Annotated in this window: 18 protein-coding genes and 1 pseudogene; 10 read left to right on the top strand and 9 right to left on the bottom strand. The window is 67.8% G+C overall.

Annotated features, from left to right (window positions below; genetic code table 11):
• Nucleotides 1-39 precede the first annotated feature (39 nt).
• The 3 genes and pseudogenes from OJF58_RS02280 to OJF58_RS02265 all read left to right on the top strand — a co-directional run bounded on the left by OJF58_RS02280 (nt 40) and on the right by OJF58_RS02265 (nt 3,019).
• Entirely contained in the window at nt 40-759 is a 720-nt protein-coding gene (locus tag OJF58_RS02280) for a hypothetical protein (protein WP_300781453.1), read from the top strand.
• 52 nt (nt 760-811) lie between these two features.
• Nucleotides 812-2,095, top strand: coding sequence for a hypothetical protein (locus tag OJF58_RS02275; RefSeq protein WP_300781452.1), 1,284 nt, complete (start codon nt 812-814; stop codon nt 2,093-2,095).
• An 82-nt stretch (nt 2,096-2,177) separates the two neighbouring features.
• Nucleotides 2,178-3,019: pseudogene (locus OJF58_RS02265) on the top strand (IS5 family transposase).
• Nucleotides 3,020-3,307: 288 nt separating this feature from the next.
• On the opposite strand, the gene OJF58_RS02260 reads toward OJF58_RS02265, so the two are convergent.
• Complete coding sequence (locus OJF58_RS02260; protein ID WP_300781451.1) at nt 3,308-4,747, bottom strand: hypothetical protein; 1,440 nt, start codon at nt 4,745-4,747, stop codon at nt 3,308-3,310.
• A gap of 95 nt (nt 4,748-4,842) precedes the next feature.
• Here OJF58_RS02260 and OJF58_RS02255 point away from each other — a divergent pair, with 95 nt between their 5' ends.
• The 4 genes from OJF58_RS02255 (at nt 4,843) to OJF58_RS02240 (ending at nt 9,785) form a co-directional block, all read left to right on the top strand.
• On the top strand, nt 4,843-5,868 hold the full coding sequence (locus tag OJF58_RS02255) for an FkbM family methyltransferase (RefSeq protein WP_300781450.1): 1,026 nt from the start codon (nt 4,843-4,845) through the stop codon (nt 5,866-5,868).
• Complete coding sequence (locus OJF58_RS02250) at nt 5,865-7,166, top strand: hypothetical protein (RefSeq protein WP_300781449.1); 1,302 nt, start codon at nt 5,865-5,867, stop codon at nt 7,164-7,166. The genes OJF58_RS02255 and OJF58_RS02250 overlap by 4 nt, the downstream gene beginning before the upstream one ends.
• 403 nt (nt 7,167-7,569) lie before the next feature.
• Nucleotides 7,570-9,270: a peptidoglycan-binding protein gene (locus tag OJF58_RS02245; RefSeq protein ID WP_300781448.1), complete on the top strand. Its 1,701-nt coding sequence runs from the start codon at nt 7,570-7,572 to the stop codon at nt 9,268-9,270.
• Nucleotides 9,271-9,347: 77 nt separating this feature from the next.
• Nucleotides 9,348-9,785, top strand: coding sequence for a VOC family protein (locus OJF58_RS02240; protein WP_300781447.1), 438 nt, complete (start codon nt 9,348-9,350; stop codon nt 9,783-9,785).
• A gap of 2 nt (nt 9,786-9,787) precedes the next feature.
• Here the strand turns inward: OJF58_RS02240 and OJF58_RS02235 are convergent, their stop codons facing one another.
• Nucleotides 9,788-11,098, bottom strand: a complete 1,311-nt coding sequence (locus OJF58_RS02235; protein WP_300785139.1) for a chloride channel protein — start codon at nt 11,096-11,098, stop codon at nt 9,788-9,790.
• Between the two features lie 77 nt (nt 11,099-11,175).
• Between OJF58_RS02235 and OJF58_RS02230 the strand changes: the two genes are divergently transcribed.
• The 3 genes from OJF58_RS02230 (at nt 11,176) to OJF58_RS02220 (ending at nt 13,525) form a co-directional block, all read left to right on the top strand.
• Nucleotides 11,176-12,186, top strand: coding sequence for a hypothetical protein (locus tag OJF58_RS02230; protein ID WP_300781446.1), 1,011 nt, complete (start codon nt 11,176-11,178; stop codon nt 12,184-12,186).
• 188 nt (nt 12,187-12,374) lie between these two features.
• Complete coding sequence (locus OJF58_RS02225) at nt 12,375-13,247, top strand: Ku protein (RefSeq protein WP_300781445.1); 873 nt, start codon at nt 12,375-12,377, stop codon at nt 13,245-13,247.
• Nucleotides 13,248-13,249: 2 nt separating this feature from the next.
• Complete coding sequence (locus tag OJF58_RS02220; protein WP_300781444.1) at nt 13,250-13,525, top strand: hypothetical protein; 276 nt, start codon at nt 13,250-13,252, stop codon at nt 13,523-13,525.
• A 57-nt stretch (nt 13,526-13,582) separates the two neighbouring features.
• Here the strand turns inward: OJF58_RS02220 and OJF58_RS02215 are convergent, their stop codons facing one another.
• The 7 genes from OJF58_RS02215 to OJF58_RS02185 form a co-directional block, all read right to left on the bottom strand.
• Nucleotides 13,583-14,419, bottom strand: coding sequence for a TauD/TfdA family dioxygenase (locus OJF58_RS02215; protein ID WP_300781443.1), 837 nt, complete (start codon nt 14,417-14,419; stop codon nt 13,583-13,585).
• 73 nt (nt 14,420-14,492) lie between these two features.
• Nucleotides 14,493-15,503: an ABC transporter ATP-binding protein gene (locus OJF58_RS02210; protein WP_300781442.1), complete on the bottom strand. Its 1,011-nt coding sequence runs from the start codon at nt 15,501-15,503 to the stop codon at nt 14,493-14,495.
• On the bottom strand, nt 15,496-16,344 hold the full coding sequence (locus OJF58_RS02205) for an ABC transporter permease (protein ID WP_300781441.1): 849 nt from the start codon (nt 16,342-16,344) through the stop codon (nt 15,496-15,498). Before OJF58_RS02205 ends, OJF58_RS02210 begins: the two co-directional genes overlap by 8 nt.
• Nucleotides 16,334-17,284 (bottom strand): ABC transporter permease, encoded by a 951-nt coding sequence (locus OJF58_RS02200; protein ID WP_300781440.1) that lies wholly within the window; start codon nt 17,282-17,284, stop codon nt 16,334-16,336. The genes OJF58_RS02205 and OJF58_RS02200 overlap by 11 nt, the downstream gene beginning before the upstream one ends.
• A complete protein-coding gene (locus OJF58_RS02195) occupies nt 17,281-18,330 on the bottom strand; it encodes an oligopeptide/dipeptide ABC transporter ATP-binding protein (RefSeq protein ID WP_300781439.1) in 1,050 nt (349 codons plus the stop codon). Before OJF58_RS02195 ends, OJF58_RS02200 begins: the two co-directional genes overlap by 4 nt.
• A 24-nt stretch (nt 18,331-18,354) precedes the next feature.
• Nucleotides 18,355-19,881, bottom strand: a complete 1,527-nt coding sequence (locus tag OJF58_RS02190) for an ABC transporter substrate-binding protein (RefSeq protein ID WP_300781438.1) — start codon at nt 19,879-19,881, stop codon at nt 18,355-18,357.
• A 59-nt stretch (nt 19,882-19,940) separates the two neighbouring features.
• Complete coding sequence (locus OJF58_RS02185; protein WP_300781437.1) at nt 19,941-20,774, bottom strand: TauD/TfdA family dioxygenase; 834 nt, start codon at nt 20,772-20,774, stop codon at nt 19,941-19,943.
• Nucleotides 20,775-20,874 lie beyond the last annotated feature (100 nt).

Raw genomic sequence — 20,874 nt, 5'->3', positions numbered from 1 at the left:
GAGGCGCGTGCCTGGTCTATATCGGACTTGGAGGACCGAATGCCCAAGCCGCAGACGATTGCCACCCCGATGTGCTCTGCTGAGCGCTCGTCCTGCCACGGTGCGCCGCATGTCCTCGACCGCAACGAGGCCCTCGCCCGCTATCGGCGCTACTCGAAGCTGCGCAAGAACATTCAGAACGCGACCCTCACACATGTGTCGCCGTCGCGTTTTCTCGCGCACGCCAAGAAGATCGGACTGGGCGACGGCAAGCATCTCTTCACGGACGACGATGCCGAACTGACTCTCGTCTGCGACCTGGCCGTCTATACGGCAAAGGCGGGGCAGACCCGGGCGATCGATCGTTATGCCCGGCGGCATGAGGCATCCTCCGGCGCCGACGAGGCGGTCGTGCTCGCCGGGCTGCGTGCCGCGCGATTTTCCGTGTTTCGCGTGATCGGAAGATCGGAGATCGCCGGCCTTGTTCTGGACGACCTGATGCGGGGCGGCGAGATCTGGCTGATGGACGAAGGCCTCGAGCGATCCGCCCGTCCCGGCGAGGTCTTTGCCATGCGGGTGGCGCCAGTCGATCTGTTCGCCGTCACCTGCGGTGCGGTTGTGCCGATCGATTCTGCGACAGGCAGCGGGCTCGCCAACCTGTTTGATGGCGGCGCGGCGGATGGCGATCTTGCGGTGCTTGCCGACGATCCGCGCTTCGCCGCCTCGATCTTCCAACTCGCCGTGGCGCTCGACCTGATGGGATGCGTTGCCTATCAATGAGACGTGGCGCCGGCTTCGGCCTGACAAGGCCGTTGCGTCGCGCCGAGGCCGGATGAAAAGGACTTTCTTCTGGACCGTCTACGGATTGCTGCTGGCCGCGATCACGATCGGCGGCCTGGAATTCGTCGCGTCGTTCCTCACGCCGCCCTGGCCGGCCTACGACCTGCGCCCGATCGATGCCGCCGCTGCGCCGATCGGCCAGATCAAGGCGCTGGCCGGCATGCCCGACCTGATCCCGCGCTACAACAGTTGGGGACTGCGGGACAGGGAAAGGTCGTTCTCCCGGCCGGCGGACGTGCGCTTCCGCTCCGTCCTGGTGGGCGACAGCTTCCTGGAAGGCGCCTTCCTGCGCGCGCCGCTCGCCCAGCTCGTCGAGCAGGATTGGCGGGCGCGCGGCATGCGCGACGGCGAGGCGATCAATCTCGGCGTCTCCGCCACCGGCCCGGTGCAGTACTACTATCGCATCGAGACCGTTGCGCTGAAGCTCGAGCCCGATGCGATCCTGGAGCTGGTCTATCCGGGCAACGACTTCGTGCGGGACAGGTTCTCGCCCTGGTCGATTCCGCCGCTCGTGGCCGAGCGGCCGGAGCCGTCGCTTCTGGGCGCCGTGGCGCCGCATCTCGACTGGCTGATCGTCAATCGCCTCGGCCTGTCGGAGTTCGGCCGCGGCAACAAGCCGATCCCGGACGAGTTCGACATCCTGAACGACGTGCTGCAGAAGCCGCGCGACCAGCGCGCCGGCCTGCTCGCGGACTATCTCGGGAAGAATTACTTTCCGGGCAAGAGCCGGGAAACGATGCGCGAGATCCTGGGCCGCGGCGGCGATGCGTTCTGGGCTGCTTTCGAGCACCGAAAGCAGGATCCGGAGTTCCTGCAAGGCTGGCTTCTCGCGAGCATGATCGACTGGGAAACCGGCACCTGGCCGGTGCCGCACGACAGCGCCGAGGCCGATCGCATGGTGGACATGTCGGAGGTCGACTCGACCTCGTCGTGGCTGCTGGCGGCCGACCGCCTCGCGACAGCGAACGGTGTCCGGTTCCTGCTCGCGGTCGCGCCGATGGGGTCGGTCGATCCGCGCTTCGCGGCATTCTGGCAGCCGTGGCCGCGCTTCTACAGCATCAACCTGGCGCGCGACGCCGCCCGCCGCCGGCTGCTCGCCGAGTTGCGCAGGAAGGGCCTGCAGCCGATCGATCTGGAGGAGGATCTGAAGGGCGTCAGTGGCACCTATCGTCTGACCGACGGCCATTGGACCCAACGCGGCACGGAGATCGTCGCCAAGCGCATCGCCGACGAATTGGCCGAGGCGCGGACGCGAAAAGCCGCAAGGGCGAAGTAAGAGCCTATCCGGAAAGAACTTGAGTCGGAAGAATCTGTTGTGATTCATTGTTCGGCACTCTGTGGTTTGAGACAGGTGCCAGATGTGGACGACAGAGCATCGTCGGGCTCATGAGCGCAAGGCGCTGCGCTACCCCAGCGATTTGACGGATGCGGAATGGGCACTGGTGGCGCCGCTGATTCCCCCCGCCCGCCGTGGCGGGCGGCCGCGCGACGTCAATATGCGGGAAGTGCTGAACGCCGTGTTCTATCTGCTGTCGACCGGTTGCCAGTGGGACGCCTTGCCCAAAGACCTGCCGCCCAAGAGCACGGTGTACGACTATTTTGCGCTCTGGCGCTCGGATCGGACTCTGCTGCGCCTGCATCAGGCCCTGTATGTCCAGGTGCGCGAGGCGGCGGGACGCAAGCCCGAGCCGACAGTAGCAATCCTCGACAGTCAGAGCGCCAAAGCGGCGCAAAAAGGGGGGCCTCGATCGATCCGCAAGGCTACGACGCGGGCAAGAAGGTGACCGGTCGCAAGCGACATATCGTCGTCGATACGCTCGGCCTGTTGCTGAACGTCGTCGTCCATCGCGCCAATGTGCAGGATCGCGACGGCGTCCGCCGGCTGCTGCGCAACGCAAGACGCCGCTTTCCCTCGATCCTCAAACTCTTCGCTGATGCCGGTTATCAAGGGCCACGCGTCGCCCAAGTCGTTGCCGATATCGGCTCCTGGCAGATCGAAATCGTCAAGCGCACCGAGGCGCACAACTTCAGCGTTCTGCCCAAGCGATGGATCGTCGAGCGAACCTTCGCCTGGATCTCTCGCAACCGCAGGCTCGCTCGTGACTTCGAACGCTACGCCTGCACCGTCGTCGCCTTCATTCGCCTTGCCATGATCCGACTCATGCTCAGGCGCTTGACCAGGCCAATACATTGTTCCTGAATCACAACTTCTCGGATCGGCTCTAAGACAATTCATTTCGCATGAGCGCAACTGGAGTTGCGCGCTCCGATGAGCGCTCGGAGGAGCGGCCACTAACAAGAAACAAGAGCGGGCGCTCCAGCCACTTCCGTGTCATCCCGAGCGTAGCGAGGGATCTTTGGCCGGCGCCGATCAAGGATCCCTCGCTTGCGCTCGGGATGACACCCGCTTTGCGGCAGGCAGCGCAGTTTCACTCCCGAGGGCCCGCACCTGGCTGGTGACGAACTCCAGTGGCGCAATCAGTGCTCCTCACCGCATCAGACGGCGCAGGCGGTAGCGGGTGCGGCTGGCGGGGCCGCGCAGGAAGCGGTCCTCGTCGCCCTCGAAGCTCGCGGCGGTGATCGTGCCCAGGATCCGGGCGCGCGGCGCCACATCGTCGGTGCGGAAGCGGCGCAGGTCGATCGCCTTGAGGTCGAGGGTCCATTCGAACCAGACGATGCGGCGGCCCTGGCCGGCGCCGACGGCGGCTTGCTTGCCGAGCGGATGGCCGGAGAGATTGACGACCAGCTCGCCCGCCTCGATCTCGAGCTCGAGCCCGGCCCAGCGGCGCTCGCCCTTGGCCGGCGGCGCCGCGACGCGTCGCGGCGTGAACGCGGCGAGCAGGCCATGCCGGTTGGCCGGCGCCGTCAGCCGGCCGTCGCGGCCGAGCTCGACGTCGGGAAAGGCATAGCCGTGCCGCGCCGGCACGCGCGCCAGCTCATAGACGGTGCCGGCCGGCATCCCGGTCCGCTGATCGTCGCGGGCCCGTTGCAGCACGGCGCGCAGCTCGGCGCCTCGCCGGTCGAGATCGGGAGCGCCCGCCTGCGGCAGGGTCGGCCATGCGCCTGCCGTCTCGTTCGACACCTGCCACAGTCGATCCGACAGCGGACGCCACAGGCGGTCCGCCAGCCCCCAGTTCTCGCCGTTCAGATAGGGCAAACCGCAGTCCCAGAGGTATTGATGATCGGGGTAGGTCGATGGCTCGCGTGAGAACGAGCGCAGATGGCTGATATGGAAGATCTGTCCCAGGAGCTCGCAGTCGAGGCCGGCCTGCAGCGCATTCGTCGCCATGCGCGAATCGAGATGCAGGCGCGCGAAGTCGATGCCTTCGTCCATGCCGCGCAGGCCGACCAGGGAAGCGCGGTCCATCATGATGAAGTCGCCGCTGGCGTTGGTGTAGGGCGGCCTGTCGAACGGCGGCTCGCGGCAGGTGTCCACCGACACGACGTTCGCCGGATCCTCGACCGTTCGCGGCGTCAGACAGGCGAAGTCGAGGTCGGGGCGGATGTTCACGCGCTCGGCGCGGTAGAGACGGTTCGGACGCAGGCCTCCATCGGCCAGCCGCCGACAAAGCGCCTCGCCCAACAGGATGTCGCCGCCGGTGATCACCAGGAAATCGGCGGTGCTGGTGCGCACCGCGGCATTGACCGGGAAGTTCATCATCATCGGCTGGCGGGCGCGCGACAGGCTCCTGTGCACGGCCGCCTCGATCACGATGGCGCGCAGGAAGGGGAAGCGGGCGACCAGGCCGGGCGAAAGCAGCGGCCGGTCGGGCGGCGGATTCCATTCGACGAAAGCGGCGCGATACTCGAACGCCGTGCCGGCCAGCCGCTCGCGGTTGTAGGCAAGGACAGCCTGCAGCCGATCCGCCCAGCCCGGCTCGTAGTCGTCGTTGCGGCCGAGGATGATCGCTTCGATTGTCTTGGTCACTGCACGGCCGCTGAATCCGCAAGAGGAGGGAGGATTACTACGACGCCCGGCTCGACGACAAGCGATAGCGTCGCTCTTGGAGCTCGTCCGTTTTCATGCCAAACACCGCCGCCATGAGCGGCGACCGACCGTCTTGGCTCAGGAATAGATTCGCCGATCGTCTCGCCCACCGTCTGGATCGGCTGGGGCCGCGCCTGCTGCTCAGGGCGCCGCCGCTCGGCCGGCTCTATGCCCGTGCCTTGCGCGGCCGCGCGCCGCGGCTCGGGGTCGTGCCGGGCTGGCGGTTCGCGATCGAATACTCCGTCACGCGCCCGTGGTGGGCGATGCGCCGCGCCGTGCTGTGGCAGTGTGCGCACGATCACGGGCTCGAGGTGCCGGTCGTCGTGCGGTGGCTCGACGGCACCCGCATCGGCCTGACGCTGGGCAACGACATGAGCCTCTGCCTCTATGTCGGCAGCTCGTTCGAGCCCAACGAGTTCGCCTTTCTCGACCGTGTCCTGCGCCCGGGCATGACCTTCGTCGATGTCGGCGCCAACGAAGGCCTCTACACCCTGTTCGCGGCGCGCCGCGTGGGCCATGCCGGCCGCGTCGTCGCGATCGAGCCGAGCTCGCGCGAACGCGCCCTGCTCGAGGCGAACCTCGCGCGCAACCGGCTGGGCAACGTCACGGTCGTGCCGCGGGCGCTGGCCGACGCGCCCGGCAGCGCCGAGCTCAAGATCGCGCCCAAGCGGCATGGCGGCCACAACACGCTCGGCCAGTTCATCTACGAGGGCGATGTCGTCGTCGCCCGCGAGAAGGTCGCCGTCGAGACGCTCGACGCGCTTGCCGCGCGCCTCGATCTCGGGCGCGTCGACGTGGTGAAGATCGACGTCGAGGGCGCCGAGCTCAAGCTGCTGTCGGGCGGCCGAGGTCTCCTGTCGCGGCAGCGTCCGGTCCTGCTGATCGAGGCCAACGAGGCGGCGCTTCGGCAACAGGGCGCGAGTGCTGCCGCGGTGGTGGATCTGCTGCGGTCGCTCGACTATCGGATCCATGCGTTCGACGAGAGCGGCATGACGGGGCCCTGGACCCCGGGCACGCCGCTGTCGGACAACATCGTCGCGCTCCCCCCGGGGGAAAGATGAAGAAGGCTCTCTTCTGGTCCATCTATGGACTGCTGCTCCTCGCCGTCACCATCGGCGGCGCGGAACTCCTGGCCTCGTTCCTGACGCCGCCCTGGCCCGCCTACGAGCTGCGGCCGATCGTGGCGTCCGCCTCCAACATGAGGCAGATCAAGACGCTCGCCGACAAGCCGAAGCTGATCCCCTACTACAACAGTTGGGGCCTCAAGGATCAGGAGCGCTCGATCGAGCGCCCACCCGGCGTCAAATTCCGCTCCGTGTTCGTCGGCGACAGTTTCCTGGAGGCGCCGTTCTCGCTCACCCCTCTCAGCGAGATGGTGGCCAACAACTGGGCCGAGCACGGCATCCGCGACAGCGAGGCCATCAATCTCGGCATCTCGGCCACCGGTCCGCCGCAATACTACTACCGCATCAAGTCGGTCGCGCTGAAGCTCGAGCCCGACGCGATGCTGGAGCTGTTCTACTCCGGCAACGACTTCGTCCCGGACAGGCTTTCCGCCTGGTCGATCCCGCCGCTGGTCGCCGAGCGGCCGGAGCCGTCGTTGCTGGGCGCGGTGGCGCCGCATCTCGACTGGCTGATCGTGAACCGGCTCGGCCTTTCCGAGTTCGGCCGCCACAACAAGTCCGTCCCCGACGAGTTCGACACGCTGAACGCCATCGCCAGGAAGCCGCTCGCCGAGCGCGCCGGCCTGCTCGCCGACCACTACAAGAAGTACTACTACCCCAATGTCAGCAAGGCGGCGCTCGAGGAGGTGCTGGGGCGCGGCGGGGCGGCCTTCTGGGCGCCGTTCGAGCGCACCGACGACAAGCGCGAATATCTGATGGGCTGGCTGCCGGCCATCGTCATCGACTGGGAGCTGATTCATCCCGACTGGCCTGCGCCCATGAGCGACGCCGAGGCCGAGCGCATGGTCGATCCGGCGGAGATCGACGCCACCGCCTCGTGGCTGCTGGGTGCCGAGAAGCTTGCGGCAGCGAAGGGCATCAAGTTCCTGCTGGCGATCGCGCCGATGGCCTCGGTCGATCCGCGCTACGCCGAGTACTGGAAGCCCTGGCCGCGCTTCTACAGCCAGAACCGCCGCCGCGAGGCGTCGCGGCGCGCGCTCCTCGCCGAGCTGGCCCGGCGCGGCCTGCACCCGATCGACCTTGCGCAGGATCTGCAGGGCGTGCCCGGCACCTATCGCGTGACCGACGGCCACTGGACCGACCTCGGCACCGAGATCGTCGCCCGGCGTGTCGCGGCCGAGCTGACGAAGATGCGGGAAGGAACGCCGCCGACACCGCGCGCCCTCGGACAGTAGGCCGCCGCGCGCAAAGAAGAGCCCGCCGAGCGGATCAGGCTGGACGGGCTCGAGGTATCGAGAGGCTTCAACGCTCACGGTCCACAGGGGAGAAGAGGGTGGACCGCTACAAAGCCGCAGTCTCCGGTGCGGCAGTTTCCTTGTACGCCGGGCTCCATTCGCGACGATTTCGCCGCCGGCGCCTTTTGGTTTCGTGGGTTTCGTCCAATGCGGCGCCCGTCGCCGCGCCAGGCGGCAAATCGCCGGCCGATACAGTTCATACAAAATAGAAAAAGCCATTGAAACACAACTTACGGTCAACCGGCCTATGGTCTCCTTGTGCGCCAGAGGGGTTCGGCGCGCGGAAGACATGGGACGCCGATCGTGCGGCGGCGCTGCACGATTGGCGATGATGGGTGGACCAATGCGCACCAAGGCAGAGATGGCTGTCGCGCTGCGTGAGTCACGCGGCACTTTCGAGTTGAAGAAGTTCGGCCCCGATCTCCCGGCGCCGGCGCGCCCGATCGGGTTCGCATCGGGCGGGTTCGCATCGGGTCAGCCGGCCGCCGAGGGCGCGGCGCTTCATATCGGCCCGTTCGTCGCCGACAAGTACGCATTGCTGCTCAAATATTCCGACAAGGCCCGCGCCGCCGAGGCCCGCCTGAGCACGTTGCCGGACGACCTCAGGGAACGGTTCAGGCAGGAAGCCGTGGCGGACCCGGGTCGCATCGAGGAGATCGCAGCCGCCCTCGTGGCCGAAGGCCGCAAGCGCCTCAACCCCTTCGGGGATCCGGTGTTGAACGCGTTGTACCGGAAGCTCGGGTCGCACGGTTTCGAGGCCCAGGCCGAATTCCTGCAGGTCCTGGAACTGCTGAAGGGACAGGTCGATCCGGAGGAGGTGTTCGCGCGAATCATCGAGGACCATCCGTCCCGCGCAGCGGAGAAGAAGAGCCGGCCCTCGGGGCGCCGAGAGGCCGCCCCTGTTCCGCGCCGGGCGGAGACGGCGGAGGAAATCGAGCAACGCCGTCGTCGTGCGGAAAAGATCGCCCGCGAGATCGTGGAGTTGAGACGCGGTGCATCCAGCGAGTCTGCAAGGACGGCAGCAGCCATTCCGACCATGCCGCAGCAGCGCGACCCTTCTGCTACGGCCGGCGCGTTTGCATGGCAGCCGAAGTGGGCGCCGTCCGTGGCGGCGGCAGCCGTCGTGATGCTCGCGGTGTCCGGCGGCGTATGGAGGCTGGCGGTTCCTTCGACGGCGTCGCCCGCTGCGGCGCATGATTCCACCATGATGAAGCCGCAGCAGTCGGCTGCGCCGCGGGAAGCGGTGGCGCCCGCCGCCGTAGCGACGGATGCCGCGGTTGCGGAAGCGGCGCGGAAAGCCGCGGAGGAAAAGCTCGCCGCCGAGGAGAAGCTCGCCGCCGAGGCAACGCGACGCGACGAGGAGGCGCGCAAGGCGCGGCAGGAGCAGGAGCAGCAGGCCGCGATCGAGACGGCGCGGCAGATGGCCGAGGCCCAGGGGCGTGCGGCCGCGCAGGAAGCGGCGCAACGCGAGCTTGCCGAGGCGGCGCCCGAACCGGTGCAAGCGCCGCCAGCCGCGGTGGCGGCCGACCGCGCGCCGAAGCCGGTTGCCGACGCGCGGCAGGCCGAAAAGGCCGAGGCGGCGCTGAACTTGTCCGACCGGGATCGCAAGCGGGTGCAGGCGGCGCTGACGGCGCTCGGGCACGAGGTGCCGGCGACGGGCTATTTCGGTCCGATCACGCGCAAGATGATCGCGGCCTGGCAGAAGACGCAGGGGCTGCCGGAAACGGGCTTCCTCGATCTGTCCCAGCTCGCGGCGCTCACCGCGCAGGCGACGCCGGCGCCGGACCCGGCCGAGCAGGCCAAGCACGACGCGCAGCAGGCCGAGTCTGCCCTGAATCTGTCCGAGCAGGATCGCAAGCGGGTGCAGGCGGCGTTGACGGCGCTGGGGCACGAGGTTCCGGCGACAGGCTATTTCGGTCCGATCACGCGCAAGATAATCGCGGCCTGGCAGAAGACGCAGGGGCTGCCGGAGACCGGCTTCCTCGACCGGCCGCAGCTCGCGGCGCTCACCGCGCAGGCGAGGGAGCGGCAGGCGGCGCGGTAGGACCCCGCCTTCCCGTTGATCCGGCGCCGCAAAGGGCGGAGGATTTCGCCCGGGGAGAGATCGGGGAGGGCGATCACATGCTGAAGCATATCGATCACGTCACGGTGGCGGTGTCCGACCTCGCGGCCGCGCGCCGCTTCTTCGCCCTGCTGGGGTTCGAGGAGGACAAGGCGGTGGTGATCAGCGGCCCGGTCATGGATCGCTACATGGGCGTGAAGGACATCGAGGCCGATCACGTCACGCTGGTCCTGAAGGACGCCGCGCCGCGCTGCGAGGTGCAGATCCTGCACTATCGCCGGCCCGAGGCGCGGCCCGATCCCAACGCCGACCGCCTCGACCGGCTGGGCTACAACCACATGTGCTTCGCGACCTCCGACATCGACGGCATGATCGCGCGGCTGACCGAGGCGGGCGTGCGCCTGCGCAACGAGCCGATGGTCTTCCACGATCGCAAGCTGGTCTTCCTGGAGGGGCCCGAAGGCATCGTCGTCGAATTGGCCGAGTGGAAGCAATAACGTCAGTGGGCCGCCGCCGTGTCGGGCTCCTGCCGCAGGAAGCCCTTGGCCAGGGCGTGATAGATGCCTTCAGGACAGACCAGGCGCGAGGCGAGCCAGGCGATCAGCGCCGCCGCCATCAGCGGAATCACCATCGCGTGGTTCTCGGTCATCTCGGTGACGATGACGAAGGCGGTGATGGGCGCCTGCACGACGCCGGCGAAGTAGGCCACCATGCCGAGCAGGATGATGGCATCGACCGGCGCGCCCGCGAACAGGTGCGCGAGGTTGGCGCCGATCCCGGCCCCGACGGCCAGCGAGGGCGAGAAGATGCCGCCCGGAATGCCGCTGATGGTGGACAGGGTGGTGGCGGCGAACTTCAGGAGGCCGAAATGCCAGGGCAGCGGCACGCCGCCCTCCAGCGCCGCCTTCACATGCGTGTAGCCGGTGCCGTAGATCGTGTCGCCCGAGGCGATGCCGCAGAGCGCCACCGCGAAGCCGCAGGCGGCGGCGAAGGGCAATCGATGCTGCTTGATCGCCGCACCCAGCAGGCCGGGAAGGCCGCGCGCCACGACGACGACGATGCGGCTGAACAGGCCGCCGGCCAGCCCGCCCACGACGCCGCAGACCGGCACCGCCAGCCAGTCGGCGCCGGTGCGCAGCATGGTCGGGCTGGTGCCGAAATAGGCGTAGTTGCCGACCAGGGCGAGCGAGGTGAGGCCGGCCGCGATCACCGAGGCGATGACCAGCCCGCTGGTGCGGACCTCGAACGCGCGGCTCATCTCCTCGATCGCGAACACGATGCCGGCGAGCGGCGTGTTGAAGGCGGCGGCGACGCCCGCCGCCGCGCCGGCCAGGATGAGGCCGGGCTGGCGCCTGGGCGAGAGGCGGCCGATCGCGAACATGATCGAGGCGCCGACCTGCACCGTCGGCCCTTCGCGGCCGGCCGACGCGCCACACAGCAGGCCGAGCAGGGTCAGCAGGATCTTGCCGATGGCGATGCGGATCGAGACCAGCCGGCCGCGCGCCGCCTGGTCGTCGAGCTCGCGCGCGGCGATCGCCTGCGGGATGCCGCTGCCCTGCGAGTTCTGGAAGTAGCGGTTGGTGAGGAAGACGGCGAGGACGAAGCCCGCCGGCGTCACCACGAGCGACGCATAGCGCCATTTGCCCACGAGCAGAGCGAAAGCGGCCTGCACCTGGTCGGCCAAGAGCGCGAGCGCGACGGCCGACGCGCCCACCGTGACGCCGCCCAGCAGGAAGACGATCTGCCGCTGCCAGCGCGCCCACGTCACCTTCAGGAGCCGTGGATAGCGGTCCGGCCGGGTCAATGTCATCCACTTCATGGCGAACGCTCCTAGCACAGCATGCGTCCGATATGGAAAAGACGGTGCGGCGGGAGTATGCCCCGCCAATGACGGGGCGGGAGAAACGGTCCGGCCGATGGCTGCTCGCGACGGCGGTGAACCTCGGCGCGGTCGTGGTCGCCGTCGTGGCGTTCGGCGCCTGGAAGCGGCTCGATCCGGCGCAAGGGGCGACGCGGCCGACCCACATCGAAGGCTCGATCACGGCGGGCTTCTACGAGCAGGGCGTCGACGATGTCGGCTTCATCGCCCGGGCCAACATGCATGTCACGGCGCGCGAGGTGATGGGAGCGCGCGTGATCTACGATGCCGTCTACACGACCGGCGCCGATCACTTCCGTGTGGTGCCGGCCGCCGGGAAGCCCGACCGCTGCGTGCTGCTGTTCGGCGACTCCTTCACCTTCGGCGAAGGCGTCAGCGACGGCGAAACCTCGGCGGCGCAGATCGTGGCGAGGAGCAGGGGGCGCGTGGCCGCCCGCAACTTCGGCATCGGCGGCTGGGGGCCGCACCAGTTCCTGGCCGGTCTTCTGTCGGGCCGCTTCCAGCGCGCTATCGGCTGCGCGCCGACCGATGCCTTCTATCTGATCATCCCGGCGCAGATCGGGCGCGTGGTGGGACAGGGCCAGTGGGACAAGCACGGCCCGCGCTTCCGGCTCGGACCGGACGGGCGGCCGGTTCGCGCCGGCAACTTCGACGGCAGCGGTTGGCGGGGCTGGCGCGCGCTGATCGGCCTCGATGCCGTGCCCGGCATGGAGGAGGCCGATCTCGCCGCCGCGCTCGTCGTGGCGGGTGCGACCGAGCTCGGCCGCCGGTATCCCGGCCTTCGAGTCCATGTGCTGGTGTGGAACACCGATCCCACCTTTCCGGCCGGGATCATGGCGAGGGCCGAGCATGGCATGACGGCCGCCGGTCTCGACGTGCAGTCGATGGCGAAGGTCATCCCGCGCTTCGCCGAGGTCTGGCCCGACTACGTGATCGATCCCGGCGTCGAGTGGCACCCGAACGCGCGCGCCTACGAACGCATCGCCGATTTCATCCTTCGCGAGGTCGCCCGCGACTAGCGCCTTTCCCGGTGGATCCGCAATCGCTGCGCCATGTACCTCCGGTGGGGGCGGTTCCGGCATCACCAGACCTTGCGAGGTCGAAACGGGAACGGGCCCCCATAGGTTGACAGTCGCCAAAGTGCTGTATCTGCAGCATTTTACTTATGTACAGTCTGTGGATCGAGGGGACTAACGAGGGGTTTGCCATGGCTGTACGGCCATCGTGGGAAGGCCATCTGCGCCTTTCGCTGGTGACCTGCCCGGTCGCGCTCTTTGCGGCGACGACCGAGGCGGAGACGATCCGCTTCAACCTGATCAATCCCGAGACCAACAACCGCGTGAAGATGAAGACGGTCGACGCGGTCACCGGCGAGGAACTCTCGCGCGGCGATCTCGTGAAGGGCTTCGAGATCGCCAAGGGCGAGTACGTTCTGCTCGACAAGGACGACTTCGAGAGCGTGAAGCTCGAGAGCACGCGCACCATCGACATCGAGAAATTCGTGCCGGCCGCCTCGATCGACCGACTCTACTGGGACACGCCCTATCACCTCGTGCCGGCGGGCAAGACCGGCATCGAGGCCTTCGCCGTGATCCGCGAGGCGATGGAGCACAGGAAGACGGTGGCGATCGGCCGCCTCGTGATGGGTACGCGTGAGCGCATCTGCGCCATCGAGATCGAGGACAACGGGCTGGTGCTCACGACCCTGCGCACGGCGCAGGAAGTCCGTGCCATGGACCAGATCCCCTCGCCCGAGCTGCCGCGCGCCGACAAGCGCATGCTCGAGATCGCCGAGAAGATCATCGACCAGCAGTCCGGCGACTTCGACCCCTCCGGGTTCACCGACCGCTACGAGGACGCGCTGCGCGCCCTGATCGAGGAGAAGAGGAAGGGCCACAAGCCGGTGCGGCCGGCGAGGCCCGCCAACGACGACAAGGTGATCGATCTCATGGAGGCGCTGCGCAACAGCCTCAAGGGCAAGAGCAGCAGCGGCACCTCCGGCAACGGCGGCGCACGCTCGGCGCCGGCCAAGGACCGCCGCACGGCCAAGAAGCCGACCGGCGGCCGGCGGGCGGCCTGATCATGGACGCGCAGCTTCCCCTGCCGGCCGGCTGGGCCATTCGCTCGCCGATGAATGTCGGCGATCCGCGCGAGCGCCTCGAAGCGCTCGCCCGCGACAAGCAGGAGGCGAAGGTGGAGATCCGCCGGGTCCTCGACCGCTTCGCCGAGAAGCACGGCCTCGCGCCGCGCGAGATCGAGCGCGCGGCGCAAGGCTATGTCGACGACCTGCTGGACGACGCCGCCTTCGAGCGCGAACAGGCCCTCGCCCACGCGATCGAGGCCGACGAGGAGACGTGATCGCTCGGGCGGCCTCGTCGAGGGATTCGAGATCGCCGCGCGAGTATGTGCCGGCGACTATGCGCGATAGAACGGCTTGTCGCCGCACACCGTCACGCGGTGGCCGTAGCGGCGGTGGGGGAAGTAGTCGAACATCGCATGGTGCTGGGCGCAGCGATTGTCCCAGAACGCCACCGAGCCCGGCTGCCACTTGAAGCGGCAGTGGAATTCCGGCGTCTCGATGTGGCGGTAGAGCATCTCGAGCAGCGCATCGCTCTCGTTCTTCCTGAGCTGCGGGATGCGCAGCGTGAAGCCGCGATTGACGTAGAGGCCCTGCTTGCCGGTCACCGGATGGGTGCGGACCACCGGATGCTCGGCGTTGGGAAATTTCATCTCCTCGCGGTCGGTGGCCTTGACGCGATAGTAGTGCGCCTTGGAGCTGTCATGCAGCGCCGTGAGCCCCTGCAGCAGCTGCTTGATCGGCTCGGAGAGCGTTTCGTAGGCGCGGTACATGTTGGCGAACAGCGTGTCGCCGCCGCCCTCGGGCGGCACCTCGGTCATGTAGAGGATGGAGCCCATGGGCGGCTCGAGATCGCACGAGACGTCGGAGTGCCATTCCTCGCCGGCCACGCGCTTGGACTTCTCGTCGGCCTTGATCACCAGGATCTCGGGATGCTCGGGGAAGGTGATGGGCGCGTTGGGATGCACGTGCAGCGGCCCGAAGCGCCGGCCGAAGTCCTTGTGCTGCTCGATGGTGAGCTTCTGGTCACGGAAGAAGATGACCAGGTTCTCCATCAGCGCGTCGTGCACTTCCTGGAACTGCTGGTTGCCCAGCGGCTTGGCGAGATCGACCCCGAAAATCTCGGCACCGATTGTGGGCGTGAGCTTGCGCACTTCGATCGACTGATAGGCCATGGGGCGTTTCCTCCGTTTGCCGAGCGTACGCCGGCCGCCGCCGCCGGCACGGCCGAAGTTGCAAGAGTCCGCATTACGGACTCTCGTTGCATCCTTCGCCATCCAGCGGAAGCCAGCAGGCCCAGCGATGGTCTTGTCCGGCGGGCGCGAGCCGCGGCGCCTGCCCCGCACATTGGGCGGTCGCCCGCGTGCAGCGCGGGTGGAAGCGGCAGCCCGAGGGCATCTCCGCCAGGGAGGGCGGGCGCCCGCCGACCGCGTGCAGCAATGCGTGCGGCGGCGTATCGACATCGACGACGCTGTCGAGGAGGCCGCGCGTATAGGGCATGCGCGGCCGCGCGAAAACGTCGTTCGTCGGTCCTTCCTCGACCAGCCGGCCGGCATACATGACCGCAATCCGGTCGGTGCATTCGGAGGCTACACCCATGTCGTGCGTGATCAGCACCATTGCCATGTCCAGCTCCTGCTGGAGCTGACGCAGCAGATCGAGGATCTCGGCCTGGGTGGTGACGTCGAGCGCGGTCGTGGGCTCGTCGGCGATCAGCAGCCGCGGCCGGCCGGCGAGCGCAATGGCGATCATCACCCGCTGGCGCATGCCGCCGGAAAGGTGATGGGGATAGTCGTCGAGCCGCTTCGCCGCCGCCGGGATCCGCACGGCGTCGAGCAGGGCGAGGGCCGTGTTACGCGACTCGGCGCGGCCCACCCGATGGTGGGCCGTGATCGCCTCGACGATCTGCTCGCCGACCCGCATCGTGGGGTCGAGCGAGCGCAGAGGGTCCTGGAAGATCATCGCGAGGCCGGCGCCGCGCCGCCGCCGCATCTCGCGGTCCGAGAGCGGGCGGAGATCGACGCCCTCGAAGCAAACCTCGCCGCCGGCGATGCGCGTATTGGCGGGCAGCAGGCCCATGATCGCGCGCGCCGTCAGCGACTTGCCCGATCCCGATTCGCCCACGATCCCGAGGGTGCGGCCGTGCGACAGCGTGAACGACACGCCGTCGACCGCCACCAGATCGCGGCCGGCGAGCCGGGCTTCGACACGCAGGTTGCGGACCGCGAGCAGAGGCCGAAACGGCTGGCCGTCAGGCATGCCGCGCCTGCAGGATGTCGCCGAGACGGTTGAACGCCGCGATGGTCACGAACAGGAAGGCGCCGGGCACCAGGGCGATATGCGGCGCATCGGAGATATCCTGCTTGCCCATGGCGATGAGCTGCCCCCAGCTCGGCTGTGGCGGCGGCACGCCGAGGCCGAGGAACGAGAGGCCCGCCTCGATCACCATGGCGATGCCGATCAGCACGAAGGCGTAGGTGAGGATCAGGAACAGCACGTTCGGCAGGATATGGCGCGTACCCACGTACCAGCCGCCGCCGCCGAACATCTGCGCGGCGCGAACGAAGTTCTGCTCGCGTACGCGCAGCGCACCGGCCCGCGCCATGCGCGCATAGGCCGGCACGGTGTAGAAGGCGATCGCCAGCGTGACATTGCGCACGCTCGGGCCGAGATAGCTTGCGACGGTCAGCGCCAGCACGAGGCCCGGAAACGCGAACAGCACGTCGAGACAGCGCGAGATGACGGCGTCGACCGTGCCGCCGCGATAGCCCGCGACAATGCCGAGCGTGCCGCCGGCGACGAGGCCCAGCGCCACTGCGGCGACGCTGACGGTCAAGGACACGCGACCGCCATGGAGGCAGCGCGCCAGCAGGTCTCGCCCCAGCGCGTCGGTGCCCAGCCAATGTCCGGGCGTGCCGATCGGCGCGAGGGCGTTGGCGAAATCGGTCGCCTCCGGGTTGGGCAGCGGCAGGACGAAGGGGCCGAGATAGCAGCCGGCGGCGATCAGGACGAGCACCGTTCCCCATATCCAGGTCTCGGCCTCGCCCCGGAGACGGAACGCGAGACGGGGGAGCGCTCCCAACGCCTGTCTAGCCGTCATGGAGGTGGATCCTCGGATCGAGCAGCATATGGGCGATATCGACGACGAGATTCACCAGCACGACCGTCACGGCCACGATCACGACCACGCCCTGCACCATGACGGCGTCGCGCTGGTATATCGAGTTGACGAGGAGGTCGCCGGCGCCCGGCAGCGAGAACAGGCTCTCGACGATCACTGCGCCGCTCACCAGCGGGCCGAAGCCGATGCCGATGACGGTGACCAGGGCCACCGCGGAGTTGCGCAGCACGTGGCGCAGCACCGCGCGCAGCGGCGAAATCCCCTTGGCACGCGCCGCCAGGACGAAATCTTCTGCCAGATTGCGCAGCATCTCGCCGCGCAGCACGCGGAAATAGACAGCGAATTCGAGAACGCCAATGGTGATCGCCGGCAGCGCCACGGAGTGGAGATTGCCGGCGGCGTCGGCGAACAGCGACACGAAGCCGGTCGAGGGAAAGAGTTGCCAGTAGACCGAGAAGCCGAGGATCAACAGCAATCCCAGCAGGAAGCGCGGCGTCGCGATGGCGCCATAGGCCAGCAGCCCGAGCAGCCGGTCGAGCCACCCCTGCGGCCGCAAGGCGACCGCCACGGCGCAAGGCATGGCCAGCACGACGCCGATGAGCTGGCCCAGCAGGATGATCTCGACCGTCACCGGAAAGCGCTGGAGGATGGTCGGCAGGACCGGCTGGGACTGGATTTCCGACCAGCCGAAGTCCCCCGTGAGCGCATGCGCGAGCCAATGCAGGTAGCGCAGGAGGATGGGCTGGTTGAGGCCGAGCTGCTCCTGCAGGTGAGCGATGGCTTCCTTGCTGGCATCCGGGCCGAGGATGGCCAGCGCCATGTTGCCTGGAAGCAGGTTCACGAGCAGGAAGGCAAGCAGCGTGACGCCAAGAAGCACGGGGACGAGCTGAACGATCCGGCGCAGGACGAAGGCGATCATGGCCGGGCAGGGCTCAGGGAAAGCACGGATTCGGGCTGAGATGCCGCCGCCCCGTCCCCTGTAAGGGGGAAATGGCAGGAGACAGCGTGGCCGGCGGCATTGGAGAGCAGGGGCGGCTCCTCGACGGCGCAGCGTGGCGCGGCGCGAGGGCAACGAGTGCGAAACCGGCAGCCGCTCGGCGGCGCAAGCGGCGACGGCAACTCGCCTGCCAGATTCATGCGCGGACGACTGGCTTTGTGTGACACGCTCGGCACGGCGCCCAGCAGGGCGGCCGTATAGGGATGCCGCGGCTGGCGATAGACGCAGTCGGAGGGGCCGATCTCGACGATCTTTCCGAGATACATCACCGCGACCCGGTCGCTGAGGTGCCGCACCACGCCGAGGTCGTGCGAAATGAAGAGATAGGCGAGGCCGAACGTGCGGCGCAGTTCGACGAAGAGGTTGAGGAGCTGCGCCTGGATCGACACGTCGAGGCCGGAGACGACCTCGTCGCAGATCAGCAAGCGTGGCGAGAGCGCCAGCGCGCGGGCCACCGCGACGCGCTGACACTGGCCGCCGGACAGCTCGCGCGGCCGGCGACCGCCGTAGCGCGCCGGATCAATCCCGACAGCCTGCAGCACCTCTCCGACGCGCGCGCCGATTCGTGGCCGATCCCACCCCGCGATGCGCAAGGGCTCGGCCACCAGGTTGGCGACCCGCCAGGTCGGATCGAGCGAAGCGAACGGATCCTGGAAGACGTACTGCATATCGCGCCGCAGGGAGCGACGCTTGTCTGGACTCGCCGTGACGAGGCTTTCGCCCTTGAACAGGATGTCGCCTTCTGCGGGAGGCGGCGTCTGCATGATGGTGCGGGCGAGCGTGGACTTGCCGCAGCCGGTCTCGCCCACCAGCCCGAGACATTCGCCTGCCGCGAGTGTGAAGGAGACGGCCGAGACGGCATGAACGATGCGCGGCTTGCGGAACGGCAGAGTCGCGGGCAGGCGGAACACCTGCGTGACCGCCCGCACGTCGAGCAGTGGATCTACGGTGCCTGTGTCAGCCTGCATGAGATCCCATGATGCGACGATACCTCATTTCTCCAACCATGCGCGGGTCAGGTCCAGGGTATTGTCGGGCATGGGCGGCACGTCGTGCAGCTTCGGCGTATGCAGGCGCCACCAATCGGCCGCGTAGAGGAAATCATAGGGAAACAGCTCGGCCAGCCGGGCGTCGACCTTGCGGTAAATTGCCAGCCGTTTCGCCTTGTCCTGCTCGGCGACGCCCGCGTGCATCAGCTTGTCGAGCTCTTCATCGCACAGGCCGACGTGATTGAAGCTCGCGTTGCAGCCGAAGAACGGCGAGACGCTCAGGGCCGGATCGAAGGCGCCGCGATAGCGATAGATCGCCGCCTGGTAGCCGAAGTTGTGGGCGTCGTTGATCAGCGTGACCTGATCCACCTGCTTGATCTTCACCTTGAGCCCGACTTCCTTCCACTCGCTCTGCAAGGCTTCGGCAAGCTGCAGGGTTTCGGGCGAATTCTGGACGGACAGCACGAACGACAGCCCGCCCATCTTGTCCAGGAGCTCGCGCGCCTTCGCCGGGTCGTAGGCCGGATAGCCGGGCACGGACGGCTGATGCGCCCACGACGCCGGCGGGAACGGCGACTGCACGGGCGTGTAGAGGTTGTGGTAGAGGCCCTTGTTCAGCACCGCGAAGTTGGTCGCGTAGCCGACCGCGCGCCGGGCCTCCACCTTGTCGAACGGCGGCTTCTTGACGTCGAACATGACGAAGATCGTTCCCAGCGCCGGAATCGACTGCACCACGACCGCGCGATTGGCCTTGGCGGCAACGACCTGCCGGAACGCCGCGTTCTCGACGCTCTGGATGGAGCCCGACAGCAGGCTGCTGTAGCGCGCCTGGGCATCCGGGATGGCCCGGAACGTCACTTTCTGGAGATAGGGAAGCCCCTTTTCCCAGTAGCCGTCCCAGCGCTCCACCGTCACGTAGTTGCCGGCCTGCTGGCTGACGAAGCGGAAGGGGCCAGCGCCGACCGGATTGTTGCCGTAGTCCTTGCCGTATTTCTGGATCGCCGTCGGCGAGGCGACGAGGCCGCCGAAGATGCCGGCGAGCGCGTAGGGCAGAGGCGCGTAGGGCTTGCCGAGATGCAGCACGACATGCAGCGCGTCCTTCGCTTCCACCGAGGCGATCGAGGAGATGAAGGCGCGGCACCAGCAGTCGTTCTTGGGATCGAGCTCGCGGTCGAGGTTGAACTTCACCGCTGCGGCATCGAGCGGCGTTCCATCCTGGAACTTGAGATCGGGTCTCAGCGTGAGCTCGTAGGTCAGCCCGTCGGCGGAGACGGTGTAGCCGCTCGCGAGGCCCGGCGTGATCTCGCCCTTCGGCGTCACCTTGAGCAAGGTGCTGTAGATCGCGTAGTCGACGTCGGCGTCGTCGACGGCGTCGGCCCGCAGCGGGTCCATCGGATGCCAATCGGCCTCGAGACCGAATACCGCTTCTCCGCCCGGCGTCGGGGTCGGCTCCGCGGCGCTCGTCGGGCTGCCGCAAAGCGCGGCGACGACAATCGCGAGCGATGCCCAACCGATGTGGCGAGGGCCCATGTCATCCTCCCTGATCCTGGCCCGGCGATGTCGTGCCGGGCCCAACTCTTGCGCGCCGCTCAGGCGCGATGGAACGGCTTGTCGCCGCAGATCGTCACACGATGGGCAAGCCGGCTCTGCGGGAAGTAGTCCCACATCGCGTGATGCATTGCCGCGCGATTGTCCCAGAACGCCACCGATCCCGCCTGCCACTTGAAGCGGCACTGATACTCCGGCGTCTCCGCATGATCGTAGAGCATCGTCAGCAGGGCGTCGCTCTCGTTGCGGTTCAGCTCCTTGATGCGCGTCGTGAAGCCGCGGTTGACGAACAGTGCCTTGCGGTCGGTCTCGGGATGCGTGCGCACGACCGGGTGCTCGGACCGAGGAAACGCCTTCTTGGCGTCGTTGACGCCGTAACGGCCGCGATAGACATGCTCGCCGTCATGCACGGCGGTCAATCCGTCAAGGAAGCGCTTCATTGGCTCCGACAGCGTCTCGTAGGCGAGGTACATGTTGGCGAACATCGTATCGCCGCCGCCATTCTCCGGCGGCTGGTGCATGTAGAGGATCGAGCCCATCGGCGGCTCGGCGTCACAGGATACGTCCGAGTGCCAGACCTCGCCCGCGACCCGCTTGGAATTCGCGTCGGCCTTGATGACCAGGATTTCGGGATGCCCTTCCACCACGCTCGGCGAGGCCGGATGGATGTGCAGCTTGCCGAAGCGGCGGCCGAAGCCCTTGTGCTGCTCCGGGGTCATCTTCTGATCGCGAAAGAAAATGACCACATGTTGCAGCAACGCGTCGTGGATCGCCTCGAACTGGCTGTTGCTGATATCGCCGCCGAGGTCGACGCCGAAGATCTCCGCGCCGATGGCGGGTGTGAGCTTGCGCACCTCGATCGATCGATGGGCCATCGTTCGCTTCCTCCGTTTGCGTCGAGCGTACGCCGATGGCGCCGGCCGGTGCGCACAAAGTCGACGAAGTCCGTATTACGGACTATCGTACCAAGATGGT

The sequence above is a fragment of the Enhydrobacter sp. genome (genome assembly GCF_030246845.1).
Taxonomy (GTDB): Bacteria; Pseudomonadota; Alphaproteobacteria; order Reyranellales; family Reyranellaceae; genus Reyranella.
The sequence above is the reverse complement of the archived record's forward strand: the minus strand, read 5'-3'. Positions and strand labels throughout refer to the sequence as shown.